General features: G+C 70.5%; 11 protein-coding genes. 6 read left to right on the top strand and 5 right to left on the bottom strand.

Going from position 1 to position 15,078, the window contains the following annotated elements; translation table 11 throughout:
• Positions 1-41: 41 nt before the first annotated feature.
• On the bottom strand, positions 42-2,723 hold the full coding sequence (locus CTB96_RS06605) for a hypothetical protein (protein ID WP_110126118.1): 2,682 nt from the start codon (positions 2,721-2,723) through the stop codon (positions 42-44).
• Between the two features lie 92 nt (positions 2,724-2,815).
• On the opposite strand from CTB96_RS06605, the gene CTB96_RS06600 reads away from it, so the two are divergent.
• The 3 genes from CTB96_RS06600 (at position 2,816) to CTB96_RS06590 (ending at position 5,443) form a co-directional block, all read left to right on the top strand.
• Positions 2,816-3,226 (top strand): GNAT family acetyltransferase, encoded by a 411-nt coding sequence (locus CTB96_RS06600; protein ID WP_110126117.1) that lies wholly within the window; start codon positions 2,816-2,818, stop codon positions 3,224-3,226.
• 4 nt (positions 3,227-3,230) lie between these two features.
• Positions 3,231-4,649 carry an amidase gene (locus CTB96_RS06595; protein WP_219993228.1) on the top strand — a complete coding sequence of 473 codons (1,419 nt, stop codon included), beginning with the start codon at positions 3,231-3,233 and terminating at the stop codon, positions 4,647-4,649.
• 68 nt (positions 4,650-4,717) lie between these two features.
• A complete protein-coding gene (locus CTB96_RS06590) occupies positions 4,718-5,443 on the top strand; it encodes an LON peptidase substrate-binding domain-containing protein (RefSeq protein WP_248283251.1) in 726 nt (241 codons plus the stop codon).
• Positions 5,444-5,459: 16 nt separating this feature from the next.
• On the opposite strand, the gene CTB96_RS06585 is transcribed toward CTB96_RS06590, so the two are convergent.
• Positions 5,460-7,973, bottom strand: a complete 2,514-nt coding sequence (locus CTB96_RS06585) for an ABC transporter permease (protein ID WP_110126115.1) — start codon at positions 7,971-7,973, stop codon at positions 5,460-5,462.
• Positions 7,970-8,791, bottom strand: a complete 822-nt coding sequence (locus tag CTB96_RS06580) for an ABC transporter ATP-binding protein (RefSeq protein WP_110126114.1) — start codon at positions 8,789-8,791, stop codon at positions 7,970-7,972. Before CTB96_RS06580 ends, CTB96_RS06585 begins: the two co-directional genes overlap by 4 nt.
• 401 nt (positions 8,792-9,192) lie before the next feature.
• Between CTB96_RS06580 and CTB96_RS06575 the strand changes: the two genes are divergently transcribed.
• The 3 genes from CTB96_RS06575 to CTB96_RS06565 all read left to right on the top strand — a co-directional run bounded on the left by CTB96_RS06575 (position 9,193) and on the right by CTB96_RS06565 (position 13,093).
• Positions 9,193-10,884, top strand: coding sequence for an FAD-dependent monooxygenase (locus CTB96_RS06575; RefSeq protein WP_110126113.1), 1,692 nt, complete (start codon positions 9,193-9,195; stop codon positions 10,882-10,884).
• Positions 10,885-10,983: 99 nt separating this feature from the next.
• Positions 10,984-11,970 (top strand): phosphodiester glycosidase family protein, encoded by a 987-nt coding sequence (locus CTB96_RS06570; protein WP_110126112.1) that lies wholly within the window; start codon positions 10,984-10,986, stop codon positions 11,968-11,970.
• Between the two features lie 7 nt (positions 11,971-11,977).
• The gene (locus CTB96_RS06565) at positions 11,978-13,093 is read left to right on the top strand and encodes a bifunctional glycosyltransferase family 2/GtrA family protein (RefSeq protein ID WP_110126111.1); all 1,116 of its coding nucleotides are present in this window, start codon (positions 11,978-11,980) and stop codon (positions 13,091-13,093) included.
• Here the strand turns inward: CTB96_RS06565 and CTB96_RS06560 are convergent.
• A complete protein-coding gene (locus CTB96_RS06560) occupies positions 13,038-13,772 on the bottom strand; it encodes a hypothetical protein (RefSeq protein WP_110126110.1) in 735 nt (244 codons plus the stop codon). The genes CTB96_RS06565 and CTB96_RS06560 overlap by 56 nt on opposite strands.
• Before the next feature lie 133 nt (positions 13,773-13,905).
• On the bottom strand, positions 13,906-15,003 hold the full coding sequence (locus CTB96_RS06555) for a hypothetical protein (RefSeq protein ID WP_146215760.1): 1,098 nt from the start codon (positions 15,001-15,003) through the stop codon (positions 13,906-13,908).
• Between the last annotated feature and the right edge of the window lie 75 nt (positions 15,004-15,078).

The following is a 15,078-nucleotide window of genomic DNA, read 5'->3' as shown; positions in this document are numbered from 1 at the left end:
CCACTGCCGCCGGCGGCGACGTGGGCGATCCGGCCTGCGGACTAGTACCCGTTCGTGAAGACCGGCTTGCCGTCGACCAGCGCCACCGTTCCGTTGATCGAGAACGCCACCGTCTTGGTCTCCTGCTGCGCCGCACCCCTGTAGTCGGTGTTGGTGTAGGTCACCGTCGCCGACCCACGATCCTCCGTGGTGACGTACCACTCACCCGCGTACGACGTGTCGAGCTCGGTGACGGCCGGCTCGTCGATGGTCCAGACAACATCGGTGATGGTTCCGTAGTCGTAGGCGTAGATCGGGCAGTCGTCGGCGGTCAACGACTTCTCCGCCGCGCACTCCGCCAGGAAATCGGACACCTGGTCATCGACGCTCTCGACGAACTTGTCCGTCGGTTCCAGCGACAGCTGGGCGGCGTCTTCGGACACCCGGGTGCTCACGCCCAGCACCACGGTTTGCGGCTCTGCGGCTACCCAGGCATCGTCACCGGCACTGCCGACGACGTACTCCCCGGGGAATGCCGGGAGGTGCAGAGTGCCGGACTCCTGGTCAGAGCCGGTCAGCTCCACGGTGACACCGTTGACGTCAAGCTCGCTGATGCCGGAGTCGAAGAACACGTTCAGCGACGCCAGGTGCACCGGGTCGAGTACCCACTGGTCGAAGACCAGCGCGGTGGTGCCGGACTTCAGCAGGGTATATGTCATCTCTTCGGTCTCACCGGCCTGCTCGACGTCTGCGGTGACCAGGGCGGAGTTGCTTCCGGCAGACACGTCGGTGATGGTGTAACCGGTGATTCCGCCATCCGTCGCTGTGAGCATGGCGTCGGTAAGCAGTGTGCGCTCGGCCTTGGACACGTCCGCGTTGCCGATCTCTAGTGCCGTCGACGCATCGCCGGCCACCATCGCATCCAGGTAGATCTCCACCTGGTGCCGGGGGCTGAAGGCCACCTGGTTCACGATGGTGATGGCCACGGATACACCGAGCACGAGGACCGCCGCACCACCCACCGCCACGAGCACGATGCGCACGCGGCGCTTCTTCTCCGGCGACATCGGTGCGAGCGGGCCAACCGCCTCGGGCGTCGAAACACCCTCGGCGGACGCACCGGCCGGCTCATCCGTCGCCGGGACAGTGTCGCCCGAAACGATCGTGCCCGGCACCGCGAAGGGCACACCGACCAGCGCCGTCAGCCGGGCCGCCCGGGCGAGGCCGGCCGCGGGGACCAGCTGTACCAGGGCCGGTGCGACCCAGACCGAAATGACCTCGACGATGGCGCCCAGCGCCGCGAACACGATGAAGGTCCAGGCCGCCAGGCCCAGAGTGCCGGAGGCCGCGGCAGCACCTTCGACCAGCGAGCCGACACCCCCGAGGAGGCCGTCGAGGCTCTCACCGACACCCGACGTGTCCACACTCGTCCAGGCGGCAATGCCTCCCAGGAGGGAAACAGCGACACCGGCGAGGGCGAACGACAGGATCGTGGTCAGCCACGACACCGCGGGGGACAGCCGCAGCTGTGCCCGGCGAAGGCTGAGCACGATGCCGGTGACCACAATGAGCGCCAGGTTCACGATCAGCACCAGCACCGTGGCCCAGGCGGGAATCATTGACGGCATCCAGAAGCTGGTCGCCGAACCCGTCAGGCCGGCCAGGGTGCCCAGGCTTCCGTTGAGGGTGACCGGAGCCAGGTTCACCAGGCCGAGACTGTCGACCACCAGGGTCGGCAGCCAGAAGAACGCGGTGAGGAGAGTGTCGAAACCGCTGTTCACCACGGCCGAGATAAGCAGCGCGACCGTGAGCAGCCCGGCCAACACACCGAAGTGCAGCCCGAGGACGGGCAACGTGGAACGCACGGCTGCAACAACCGTGCTTGCCGCGCGCGGCACCGCCGGCGGGGCAATCCCAGCCACCCGGCGAGCCACCCTGGCCCGGGCCAGGTAGGAGGCGAGTGTGCCGATGACGACGGCGCCGACGAAGGCCGTGAACGACGCCGACGACGCCGAACCGCTGCCGGAGAACAGCCCGAACCCGGTGTCGGTGGCGTCACCGACGGCATAGGCGAGCGGCGTGACAGCGGCGATGACGATCACCAACAGGGCAAGTACGACGCCGGTGAGCGCCGACAGCAGCCAGCGGATGCCGCGGGTGGCGCTCGGCGCGATCCGCTCATCCCGGCGAGCCACGAGGGCGGCGGCGACAAGAAGGAACGCGGTGACCAGCAACGGCAACCACAGCACCGATACGGCGGCGGAGATGCCCATCACCGTGGCGCCGACCGTGAGCGTGCCGGCGACGGCCAGGCCCACGATCTGGGCTGGAGCCGCGAAGGCGAGCCCCCAGTCGAGGTCGGCGTCCACCGCGGCGACGAAGGCCAGGAGAGTGAACACCAGGGCGAGCAGCCAGGCCGCGGCGTAAACGACGACCGCGCCGACCGCGGCAGCGAGGAAGCGCTCGACGGCGATGCCACGAACCAGCGCGGTTGCGCGGGTCACCACGGTCGGTCCGGCCGGCTGAGCCGACACGGCGGCACCCGGGGCGCCGTACGGCAGCTGCGCGGCGGCGGGAGACGCGGCCGGCTCGGCAGCCGCCGCGTCCTCCTGGGTGGTCGGCTCAGCCGTTCCCTCCGGCTGTGCCGCGGTCACGACCCCATCGGCCTGATCAGTGCTCTCGGTGGTCTCGGTGCTCTCGGTGACCGACTCGGAGTTGTCTCCAGAATCGCCAGTCCCGTCCAATTTTGAATTATCCATGCGTCCCCCAGCTATTTCTCGAAGCGTAACGGTAAAAAGCAGGCCAGAAGGCAGGTTCGCCCGGGCAGAATGGACCGATGCGCATTGCCGAGATCTCCCCCGCCGATGTCGACGCTGTCGTCGCCCTCTGGGAGGAGGCCGGCCTGACCCGCCCGTGGAATCCGCCCGCCGTCGACCTGCAGCGGGCGCTCGACGGCGCCACCTCGACGGTGCTCGGCGGCTACCGGGACGACCGACTCGTCGGCACCGTGATGGTGGGGCACGACGGCCACCGCGGCTGGGTGTACTACCTGGCCGTTGCCGCCAGCGAGCGGGGCGCCGGTCTTGGCCGAAAGCTCATGCAGGCGGCGGAGTCCTGGCTCACCGCGAACGGCGCCGTCAAGCTGCAGCTGATGGTGCGTGAGGCCAATGCGCAGGTGATCGGCTTCTACACCCGGCTCGGCTATGCGGATGCGGATGTGCGAGTGCTCGGCAAACGCCTGGACTGACACCGTGGACCTCGCCGAATACACCAGCCTCGACGCCGTCGGGTTGAGCCGCGCCATCCGCTCGGGCGCCGTGACCGCCGACCAGGTCGAGCGCCTCGCCCGCCGGGCGGTCGCTGCGGTCAATCCCGATCTCAACGCCCTCGCCCGGCCCCTGTTCGAACCGGCCTTGGCATATGACGCCGCCGGCCCGTTCGCCGGTGTTCCCTTCCTGATCAAGGACAGCGGCCCGTTCGCCCGCGGCGTGCACTTCGCATTGGGCAGCCGCAGCATCCAGGGCGTGGCAGCCCAGGTCGATCATGAGTTGATGGTGCGGTTCCGTGCCGCCGGGTTGGTGGCGATCGGCCAGACCACGGCCCCGGAATTCGGGCTGAACTTCGCCACCGAACCGCTTCGCACCGGCCCCACCCGCAACCCCTGGAGTCTCGACCGCGGCGTCGGCGGCTCCAGCGGAGGAGCCGCCGCGCTGGTGGCCGCCGGTGCGGTGCCGATCGCACACGCCAACGACGCCGCGGGCTCCATCCGGGTGCCGGCGGCCTGTTGCGGTGTGGTCGGGCTCAAGCCCAGCCGCGGCCGCACTCCCAGCGGTCCGTTAGCCGGGGAGGCCGGATTCGGCCTGATCGGCGAGTTCGCGATCACCCGCAGCATCCGGGATGCCGCCCACCTGCTCGATGCCGTCGGCGCCCCCAGCGTGGGCGAGAAGTACACCCTGCCCGCCCCGGTTCCGGGCCACGCCGCGGCCATTCAGCGGGACCCCGGGCGGCTCCGGGTGGCCCTGCTGCCTGCGCCCTGGTCCGGGGTTCCGGTGGACGCCCAGGTCGCCGCCGTCGCGGTGGCGGCGGGCCGCTCGCTGGAGTGGATCGGGCACTCGGTGGAGCAGGACGGCCCCGACCTCGATCCGACCGACATCGTCGAGGCCGAGATGCTGGCCGCGCTGACCACCGGAACGGCGCTGTTGCGGGCACCCCGCCGGCCGGATCCCGCCCAGCTCGAGGCCGTGTCCAGGGTGGTCCTCGCCGAGGCCGCGGCGGCGAGCGCGCTCGATGTGGCCGCGGCGATCGACGCGCAGAACCGGGTCACCAGGACGATCGGCCATTTCCTCACCCGCTACGACATCCTTCTCACCCCGACCGTGGCCCAGCTGCCGCTCCCCCATGGCACCCTCGACTACAACGAGGCCGGCCACACCACCCGCTCCTGGATCCGCCGCATCCTCGAATTCGGCCCGTTCACGGCGCCGTTCAACGTCTCCGGCCACCCGGCGATCAGCCTCCCGCTCGGTCAGAGCAGGGAGGGCCTGCCGATCGGGGTGCAGCTGGTGGCCGCGTACGGCCGAGACGACCTGCTCCTGCAGGTGGCGGCCCAACTCGAGCAGGCGATGCCCTGGTCGGCCCGGCTGCCGCCGATCCACGCCGACCAGCCCTAACCCCGTAATCCCCCCACCGGCGGAACGCGGTGCTTGGCATTCGGGCGGGAGCGTGCTTCGCTGGATTCATGTCGAACCACGGGAGCCCACCCGACGAGCCCGGAACCCCGGACAGCGCCGCCGACACGTGCGCCGACGCGGGGCCGTCCGGCCTGCCGATGTTCCCCCTCGGGTCGGTGCTGTTCCCCTACATGCCCCTGCAACTGCGGGTGTTCGAGGAGCGGTACCTGATCATGCTCGCGCGCATCCTCGAATCGGAGCCCGCCGAGTTCGGTGTGGTGCTCATCGAACGGGGCCAGGAGGTCGGCGGCGGCGAACACCCGTTCAGCACCGGCACCGTCGCCCAGGTGATCGAACTGGTGGCGCCGGAGGGCTTCGTGGGCCTGGTCGCCCAGGGCGACCGCCGGTTCGAAGTGGTGGATTGGAGCCAGGATGCGCCGTACCCGCAGGCGGTCGTGCGCGAGCTGCCCGCGCTGGTCTGGGATGACGCCCTCAAGCCCCTGCGCGTGCTCGCCGAGCAGACCGTGCGCCGCACCCTCTCACTGGCCAGCGAGTTCACCGACGATGCCTGGTCAGCGGATGTCGCGCTGTCGGACGATCCGGTCGAAGCCGCCTGGCAGCTGGCCGGCATCGCCCCGGTCGGCCCGCTCGACCAGGTGGCGATGCTGCGCTCCACCACCATGGCCGGGCTGCTGCGCTCGATCTTCGACCACACCGAGGCGGCCGCGGACGAGTTCCGGGTGCCGGGCCCCGACGAACTGGACGACCTGGACCCGGAAGACCCCGACGCCTGAGCCGGTCCACTCGCAGCTACTCGTGCAGCAGACCCGCCACCGGTGAGCGCCGCGCTGCCCCACTGGCGGGCACCACGGTGGCCAGCAGTCCGGCCACGATCGCCGCAACGACGACCAGCGCGAGCTGGTCCCAGGGCAGGTGCACGCGCAGCGCGAGCTTCTGGGCCTGCAGCGACACGGCCGACAGCCCGGCCCAGGCGTACACGACGCCGAGGCCGATCCCGCACGCGGCGGCCACCAGGGTGATCAAGGTCGCCTCGAGGCCCAACATGCCGCGCAACTGCCCGCGGGTGAGGCCCAACGCCCGCAACAGCGCCGACTCCCGCCGACGTTCGAACACCGACAGCGCCATGGTGTTGGCGACGCCCACGCAGGCGATCACGACCGCCATGGTGAGCAGGGCCAGCACGATCAGCAGCATCACGTCGAGAATCTGCTCGTAGTAGGTGCGCTCCGGCGCGCCGCCACCCACCGTGAACGCGTCGCTCACCGAGAGGATGACGGTGCTCAATTGCTGCACCTGGTTGCTGGTGACCTCGTCGTCCAGCCGCAGCTGCAACTGTTTGGTCACCGGCGCCGCCACCAGGGCGAGATCCTGCTTGGTGAGGGTGGCGTGTTTCCGCTGCGAGGTCTCGGCCAAGACCACGGTCAGGGTGGCGCTGCCGACGTCTCCGGCAACGGTCACGACATCACCGGCCTGCAACGCACCGGCATCCGTCGGGTTGAGCATCACCTCGCCGACCGCGGGCACGACCACGTTCGAACGTGCCACCCCCTGAACCTCGGCCGAGTCGAGACCGCGGGCGGCCAGCACCCGGGGTTCACCGCCGGCCGGGGTGATCGTGATCCGGGCGGAATCGACCGCCGTCGCCCCCGCTACTTCGGGCAGGTCGGTGACGCCGTCGATCTCCTCCGGCGTCATCCCGGCCGGGTCGACCGACTGCACGGTGAGGTCCACCGGCCGCTTCTCGTCGATCCTGTCGCCGATCGAGGTGCGCACCGACGTCACCCCGACCACCATCATCGTCACTAGTGTCACCCCCACCAGCAGCGCCGCGGCGGTCGAGGCGGTGCGAGCCGGGTTGCGGGTGGCGTTGAGGGCGGCCAGCCGGGCCGGTGCCGACGTCCAGCCGATGACCATGCCCGCCGCCCGCACGATCCACGGAATGAACAGTGCCGAGCAGAGCAGGATGCCGAGAAAACTGACCACCCCGGAGACGACCGCCAGGGTCAGGCCCGAGCGGGTCGCACCGAGATAGAGACCGGTCCCGCCGACAACGAGCAGCGCGAGCGCGGCGACCAGGCCCACCACACCCTGGCGCACACTCGCGGGCGCCGCCACGGCCCGCATAGCGGCAACCGGCCGCACCCGGGTGGCCCGACGGGCCGGAGACAGGGCCGAGAACAGGGTGAGCAGCACCCCGATGCCGAAACCGATCGCCAGCCGCACCGGGTCGATCACCAGCTGCCCCAGGTGCAGCCCGGATGCGCCGTCACGGCTGAGCTCGGCCAGCACGACTGATCCGACCAGGCCGATGCCCACCCCGAGCACCGACGCCACCACGCCCAGCAGGAGCGCCTCCCACAGGATCAGCCGGCGCACCTGCCCGGCGCTGGCGCCGATGCAGCGCAGCAGCGCCAGCTCCCTGGTGCGTTGGCTCACGAGCACCTGGAAGGTGTTGGCGATCACAATGGAGGCCACGAACAGGGCGATCGTGGCGAACGCCAACAGGATGCTCGTGATCACGGTGGCGCTGCCGGAGAGCAGGGCGGTCTGCTGGTCGACCGCCTGCGCCCTGGTCTGCACCACCACGCCGGAGGTACCCGCGACCGCCGAGGTCACCGCGGCGGCCAGCGCAGCACTGGCCGGTGCACCATCCGTTGCCCCCGCGACCAGGATCGAGGTGGAGACGGCGAACAGCGCCGGGTCCTCGAGGGCCTCGGCCGGCACGATCAGGGTGGATGCGCTGGTGCCCACCCCGGCGGCCTGGGCGTCGGTGATTCCCACAATCGTCAGTTCGGTGGGGCTGACCCCGGAGCCGACGGCGGCCATCGTCACGGTGTCGCCCTCGGCCAGGTCCATCGCCTCGGCCGCGGGCTGGTCGAGGGTGGCCTCGGTCACGCTCGTCGGCCAGCGGCCGGAAGCGAGGGTCTGCCAGCGCACCGACTCGGCCAGCAGGGTGTTCACCTGGGCCACGCTGCGGGTCTCGCCGTGGTGCAGGTCAACGTACGCGAGCCGTTCCACGTCGGCGCCGGCCACCCCTGCGGCCGCTTGAACGGCCGGCAGCACCTTCAGGAGCACATCCGTCGATGTGCGCGGATCGGAGGTGGCGACCATCGCGACAGCGGGTGTGACCAGCACATCCGCGTTGGCCATGCTCGCGGTCAGCGACTCCTCGGTGGTGTGGGTGAACGTGGCTGAGAGGGTGAGCGTTGCCACGACGAACCCTACGGAGAGCGCCACCGCCAGGGCGGTCGCCAGCAGCCGAGCCAGGGTGGCGCGCAGGCCGGAGAGAACGACCCTGATCACGCCGACGCCCGGTTGGGCGCCAGTCGGGCGCCGTGCAGGGCGCCCAGGACGGTTTCTACGGTGGGGTCCTGCAACTCACCCGCGAGGCGTCCGTCCGCCAGGAGAACGACCCTGTCGGAGCACGCCGCAGCAACCGCATCGTGGGTGACCATGATGACGGTCTGGCCCCACTGGGCGACGCTCGTGCGCAGCAGGGCGAGCACTTCGGCGCCGGCCACGGAGTCCAGGTTCCCGGTCGGTTCGTCGGCGAAGATCACGGCCGGCCGGCTGAGCAGGGCGCGCGCCACGGCGACCCGCTGCTGCTGGCCGCCCGACAGTTCGTGCGGGCGATGTTTCAATCGGCCGGTGAGGCCGAGGGTCTGCACGACCTCGTCGAACCAGGCGCGGTCCACCCGTCGCCTGGCGAGGGCGAGGGGCAGCACGATGTTCTGCTTGGCCGTGAGGGTGGGCACGAGATTGTAGGCCTGGAAGACGAAACCGATCTTCTCCCGGCGGAGGCGGGTGAGGCCCCGGTCACGCAGCCCGGTGATCGGTACCCCGTCGATCAAGACGGTGCCACTGCTCACCGAGTCCAGCCCAGCCAGGCACTGCATCAGGGTGGACTTGCCCGAGCCCGACGGGCCCATCACGGCCGCGAACTGGCCGCGGGGAAACGCCACCGAGACGTCATCGAGCGCGGCAACGGCAGACATTCCGCGCCCGTAGGTCTTGCGCAGCGACTGGGCCACCACGGCGTTCTCGCCGGTGTGCGCCTCACCTGACGGCGACGGCCGTGGCGGCGCACCGTGCGGCTCGAGTTCTCGGTCGGTTGCGGTCATGGTCGGTGCCCCCTGCACGTGATTGGATGCTGCGGCGAGTGCGTCCGGCTGAACATATCCGGATGCGCGGCCGCGCGTTCACCGGCACCCCATCAGACCGGGAACGGGTTGTCAGCCGGTACAGCGCCCACAGGGCCTGGGGCGGCGCTTCACGCTGGCGCCGCCGGAAAAATGCCCCCGTTTGGGTTGCAAGCCTATCCGCGCGCCGCGGCGAAAATGAGGAAGGCTACCCTTTCACCGGACCGTCCCCGGCGGCGGAACCGGCCCACAACCGGCTGGTTCAGGCGCATCCAGGACATCCAGAAACTTTCGCCGACCACGCCGACACGCGCACCTAGAGCGGCGAGCCGTTCCGGGGCAGCATGGGTGCATGTCGGCACAATCGGAACGTCGGTAAGGTCATGGCCAGGGCGGCTCGGCCCGCGGGCACCGACGTCGACGTGGACGTGCTGATCGTGGGCGCCGGCCCCACCGGACTCGCCCTGGCCCGGGAGCTGCGCACCCTCGGAGTGTCGGTGCAGATCGTCGACCAGGCGCCGGATGCCGTGCACGAGTCCCGCGCACTGGCCATCCACGCCCGCACCCTCGAGGTGCTCGCCCGCAACCGGTTGGCAGACGACCTCGTCGCCGCGGGCCGGCCGGTCGACACGCTGGTGCTGCACGACCACGGGCTGGGCCGCCGGACTCGCACGCGAACTGTTCCGCTGAACCCCGTGCCCGTGCACACAGTGCCGCTCGTCGACGACACTCTCTCCGACACCCGGTTCCCGTTCCTGCTGATCCTCGCGCAGGCCAGCACCGAACGAGTGCTCGTGGACCGGCTGGCCAGCACCGGCACCGGGGTGGGTCGCGGTCTCACTCTGACCGGCTTGGTGCAAGACGCCGACGGCGTCACCAGCACCCTCGAATCGGCCGGGGTGCCGCCCCGCACGGTGCGCTCCCGCTACGTGGTGGGCTGCGACGGCGCGCACAGCAGCACCCGGAAACTCGCCGGCATCGGGTTCACCGGGCTGTCGTATCCGCAGCGGTTCCTGGTGGCCGACCTCGAGATCGACGGCGTCGACCCCGGCAGCGCGCACGCCTATTTCGCCGAACCGGGACCGCTGTTGCTCTTCCCGCTCGGTTCGCCGGCCGGCTGGCGAGTGATCGTACTGCTGCCGCCGGGCGCGGCCACCGACGCCATCACCCTGGAACTGCTGCAGGCCACCGTCTCCCGCTACACCCGGGAGCGCCTCGTTCTGCACCACCCGGTCTGGCTCAGTGACTTCACCATCAGCAGCCGCATCGCCGACAGGTTCCGGCGCGGCCGGGTGTTCCTCGCCGGTGATGCCGCCCACATCCACAGCCCGGCCGGCGGCCAGGGCATGAACACGGGCATCCAGGATGCCGTCAACCTCGGCTCGAAACTCGCCCTCGTCTGCAGCGGCGCCGCGCAGCAATCCCTGTTGCAGAGTTACGGCCGCGAGCGCCTGCCCGTGGCCCGGTCCGTACTGACCGGCACCGACCTCGCGTTCGGGCTGGCGACCTCGAGGAACCTGCTGGTGCGAACGCTGCGGGCCGCCCTGGGCGCCCGACTGGCCGCGACGGTGCTGCGCAGCCGGGCCGCCCGCCGGGCCGGGTTCCGCGTGATCTCCCAGCTGGGCATCCGCTACCGGCGCAGCCCGCTGTCGGTGGACGGCCCCCGCCGGCTCCGCGGAGGCCCCCGGCCCGGCGATCGCTACCCCCAGCCCGGCCTGGCGCTCGCACCCGCCACCGTCGCACTGCCCGCGCCGCCCGCCGCAGCACGGGCCTCTGCGCCGCCGACGCCGGTGTTCCGCCTGCTGCTGTGCGGGCCGGCGGCGCGCTGGCCTCGGGGACCGGCGCTCGGCTTCCAGGCCGAGTGGGCGCACCTGGTCACCGTGGAACGCACCGAGTTCGCCCCGCGCTCCCGCTGGTCGGCGGCCCCACGCGTGACGGTCTCCTCGACCCGGCGCCCCGGCACCGCGCACTATCTGGTGCGCTGGGACGGTTACGTGGGCTACCGGTCGGCCGGCACCGACCTCACCGGCGCGGCCGACTACCTGCGCGACCTCGGCGCGCGGCCGCTGCCGTAACCGCGCTCCGCCGGTGCCGGCCCTGCCCGGGAACGGCCTCATAGCCGACCCATAGTCCCGCCACGGCCGGTCCATAGTGCCCGCGCTTAGAACTGGGGAATGCGATCTTCTCTTCCCCCCGGGCCCCGGCGCAGGCGACGCCGGGTGATCATCAGCTCGGCCCTCGCCCTCGCCTTGGCCGTGGGTGGCACGACCACCTGGGCGTTGGACCGCTTCGTGATCGAACACGCCGAGATCACGGATGTCGACGCCTACGAGGCCGCGAATTCCTCGGTCGCCGCCGACAGCGCGTCCGCGTCCGCGTCGGAAGACAGCTCCGATGCCGACGAGGCCGTGGTCACCGATACCGGCTACGACTCCGACGACGCCGACGTCTCGATCTCCACGGTCGTCACCGGCACCGGCGACGACACCGTCACCTACTACGTCGCCGACGTCGCCCTCACCGACGCCACCGCGCTGCGCTCGGCCTTCGCCAAGAACACCTACGGCGAGAACATCACTGAAACGACCTCGGACATCGCCGCCGACAACAACGCCATCTTCGCCATCAACGGCGACTACTACGGCTTCCGCGACACCGGCATCGTCATCCGCAACGGCGTCGTCTACCGCGACGAGGGCGCCAGGCAGGGTCTGGCGTTCTACCTCGACGGTTCGGTCGAGGTCTACGACGAGACCGCGACCACCGCCGCGGATCTGCTCGCCGACGGCGTCTGGAACACGGTCTCGTTCGGGCCGGCGATCGTCGAGGACGGCGCCGTGGTCGACGGCATCGAAGACGTGGAAATCGACACCAATGTGGGCAACCACTCCATCCAGGGCGAGCAGCCGCGCACGGCGATCGGCGTGATCGACGACAACCACCTGGTCTTCGTGGTCGTCGACGGCCGTAGTCCCGGCTACAGCGCCGGCGTCACCCTGCCCGGCCTCGCCGACATCATGCTGAGCCTGGGCGTCACCACGGCGTACAACCTCGACGGCGGCGGCTCGTCGACCATGTACTTCAACGGGTCACTCGTGAACGACCCGCTCGGCACCGGCACCGAGCGCGGCACCTCCGACATCCTCTACCTCGAAGGCTAGGCCGGCCATGATCATCCTGATCCCGGCCTACGAACCGGATGCCCGCCTCGTCGCCCTGGTGACCGAGCTGAGCCAGGCGGCCCCCGAAACTCACGTGCTGGTCGTCGACGACGGCAGCGGTGAGGCCTACAGCGCGGTCTTCGACGCCGTGCGCACGCTCGGCGCGGAGGTGATCGGTCACGAGGTCAACCTGGGCAAGGGGTACTCGCTCAAGGTCGGCTTCCGCCACATCCTCACCCGCTACCCCGGTGCTGCCGTGGTCTGCGCCGACAGCGACGGACAACACCGGGTGCGCGACATCCTGCGGGTGGCCGACCGGGTGGCGCTGCACGCGGGCCGGCCTGACGCTCCCGTGGTGCTCGGCGGCCGCCGGTTCACCGGGCAGGTCCCGATGCGCAGCCGAGTGGGGAACACCCTGGCCAGGCAGGCGTTCAGGTTCACCACGGCGCGCAGCATCCGCGACACCCAGACCGGCCTGCGGGGCTACCCCGCCACCCTGTTGGAGGGCTTGCTCGGCGTGTACGGTGACCGGTTCGAATACGAACTGAACACCCTGTTGGAGGCGTCCGCCGCCGGCCGGCCGATCGACGAGATCGACATCGAGACCGTCTATCTGCAGGACAACGCGTCGTCGCATTTTCGGCCCGTCGCGGATTCGCTGCGTGTGATGCGCCCGTTGCTTGTCTACGGCGCGGTGTCGTTCGGGTCGTTCCTGGTCGACCTGCTGGCGCTGCAGATCTTCGTCGCCGCCACCGGGTCGTTGGGGCTCGGCGTTGTCGCCGCCCGCATGGTGAGCGCCTCGGTGAACTTTATGCTCAACCGCAGCCTGGTGTTCACTACCGCGCAGCCCCGCCGGTTGCGGCGCGAGGCCGCCGCCTACGCCGGTCTGGCCGTCTCGCTGCTGGCCGCGAGTTATGTCGGACTGACCCTGTTCACCCAACTCGGGCTGCCGTTACTTGCGGCCAAGCTGGCCACCGACGTCATCCTCTACCTGGTCAGTTTTCAGGTGCAACGGCGGGTCGTCTTCGCGCGGTCCCGGCCCCAACCATCCCTGTCCGTGCCGACGGTCACCCGACCGGTTGGTTGCGCATCCGGAGCAGGGTCACCCCCAGCGCGAGCATGAACAGCGGCAAACCGACGAAGATCGCCACCAGGTAAGCCGGATAGAGAGCGTCGAAGGCGGGCAGGCGGGCCACTCGCCCCAACAGGGCCACCAACGGCAGAAGCAGGGCGAGCGCGGGCAGCGCACCGAGCAGCCGAACGGTCACGGGCAGCGCTCGTCCCGCCAGGACGCACAGCCCCACCACCCAGAAGGCACACGCGAAGATGGCGGCCGACAGGGCGCCCTGAGTGCCGGACATCTGCACCGCGAGATACGCCGCAAGCCCCCACTCGCGGTCGAGGCTCGTTATGTGGGTGACGGTTCCGGGCGCCTGTAGTCGGATCACACCGGCCAGGAACAGGAGAGCCGCAGAAATCAGGCCGAGCGCTGTCACGAACGCGGCGTACAGCGGCCGCACTCGCCGGAGCACGGCTTCACGCACCGCGAGTACCAGCAGGAGCAGCGCGAGCGCCGCAACGGCGAGGGCGAGCCCGGAGAGTGAGTAGGGCGTCGGATTGACGGCGAACAAGGCCACGCTCTGGGCAGGGTTGTCCCCATCGTCGAAGCCCGCGGTGCGGGCCGTCGTCTCCAGCAGGAAACCCGCGACGCCGGCCACTGTGAACACCACAGCGGCGGTTGCGGCGGCCGGGCCGACCCGCTGCGTCCCGGGCTTCGCCGGTGTCGTACCCGCGTCTGACATTTTCACCCAGCCGATCTCCGGTTCACGACGACGGCCCAGAGCTGTCTCAACGCCTGCGGTTGGTCAGACGATAGCGCCGGTCGGCCGGATCGCGCCATGTCCGCGCACTCCACCGGTGAGTCGGGTGGTGCCGTCAACCCTCTGTTGCGGCATTGAGTGCGTCGATGAGGCCCGGCACGGCCGGCAGGACAGGGTCGAGCCCCGTCGCCCGGGTCACCTGCAGCCAGTTCGGCCCGTCGAAGACGTCGAGCATCTCGTAGCCCTCGGCCGGCGGCGGCACGTGCACGGCCAGCTCCACTCCGGGAATCGTCACGACACTCGCGCCGGGTAGGGCGAGCGCTTGCGCCTCTGCCCACGCTCCCCCGGGTAACGCCTGGATCGAGAAACCGTCGACCTGCCCGTCCGGAGTCTGTCCGGTCTGGTACCAGGAGCAGGCGAACACGCCGGCACCGGAGTTGGCCGCGTAGGCACCGTCGGCCCATTCCCCGCCGCTCGTGTCGACGTCGCCTGCGCTGAGGTCAGGGCTCGCGAGCGCCGAGGAGACACCGGCGTTCTCCGAGAGATCGGTGCACACGGGCGGCCGCCACGCACCGGCGGGCAGGGCCGGCACCGGCACCTCGGAGGCGGGCAGCGCGGTGAAGTCAGCGCTCAGCGTCGCCACCGAGGTGCGGAGGTCGTCTTCCGTGGCGTCCGCCGAACCGAAGACGGTCCCGCTCAACCAGACGTCGCCGGCGGTGATGGCGAACCTGCAGGTGCTCTGCGCATCGCTGGATGTGGTGACCACGCCGCTGTAGCAGGAGACGCTGTCGGGGGCCGTCACGGCGGCAGTGGTGCTGAGCACAACCGCGCTGAGTCCGGCGACGGGTATCCCCTCGGCCAGGGCGGTCTGTTCCTCCCAGGTGCATTCCAACCCGGAGAGCGTCGGAACGGCGTTCATATTCGGGGAGTCGTCGAATTCGGTCTGAAGGGTCATTCCGGTGCCGAGGGCGGTGCCGACAACGTCGTCGGTAAAGAGCCGTGCGCAGTCGCCGCCGAGAATCTGCGCGGGAACGGCCACCCCGACCGCCGGTGTGGGCGACGGCGACGACGACGGCTGCGCGGACGCATTCGAGCTGGTCGGAGCCGGGGCGGAATCGGCTGCGGGTGTGCCCGACGAGCAGCCGGCGAGCGCCGCGGCACCCAATGCCAGAATGGCGAGTAGAGGAATAGCTGATCGACGCCGGGTTCCCATGAGCCGAACGGTAGCAGCAGGCGGGTTTCGGGCGCTCCCCCCAATCGGGCGAATCGGGCAGGAGTCGGCCCCGAG

Origin of the sequence: Cryobacterium arcticum (genome assembly GCF_003185895.1) — a bacterium.
In the GTDB taxonomy this organism is placed as follows: Bacteria; Actinomycetota; Actinomycetes; order Actinomycetales; family Microbacteriaceae; genus Cryobacterium; species Cryobacterium arcticum.
Note: the sequence above shows the minus strand (reverse complement) of the source record. Positions and strands in the feature narration are given on the sequence as shown.

Coding starts and splice junctions, on each gene's coding strand:
- CTB96_RS06600 (WP_110126117.1), top strand. CDS start 2,816: ATGCGCATTGCCGAGATCTCCCCCGCCGATGTCGACGCTGTCGTCGCC.
- CTB96_RS06590 (WP_248283251.1), top strand. CDS start 4,718: ATGTCGAACCACGGGAGCCCACCCGACGAGCCCGGAACCCCGGACAGC.
- CTB96_RS06580 (WP_110126114.1), bottom strand. CDS start 8,791: ATGACCGCAACCGACCGAGAACTCGAGCCGCACGGTGCGCCGCCACGG.
- CTB96_RS06575 (WP_110126113.1), top strand. CDS start 9,193: ATGGCCAGGGCGGCTCGGCCCGCGGGCACCGACGTCGACGTGGACGTG.
- CTB96_RS06570 (WP_110126112.1), top strand. CDS start 10,984: ATGCGATCTTCTCTTCCCCCCGGGCCCCGGCGCAGGCGACGCCGGGTG.
- CTB96_RS06565 (WP_110126111.1), top strand. CDS start 11,978: ATGATCATCCTGATCCCGGCCTACGAACCGGATGCCCGCCTCGTCGCC.
- CTB96_RS06560 (WP_110126110.1), bottom strand. CDS start 13,772: ATGTCAGACGCGGGTACGACACCGGCGAAGCCCGGGACGCAGCGGGTC.
- CTB96_RS06555 (WP_146215760.1), bottom strand. CDS start 15,003: ATGGGAACCCGGCGTCGATCAGCTATTCCTCTACTCGCCATTCTGGCA.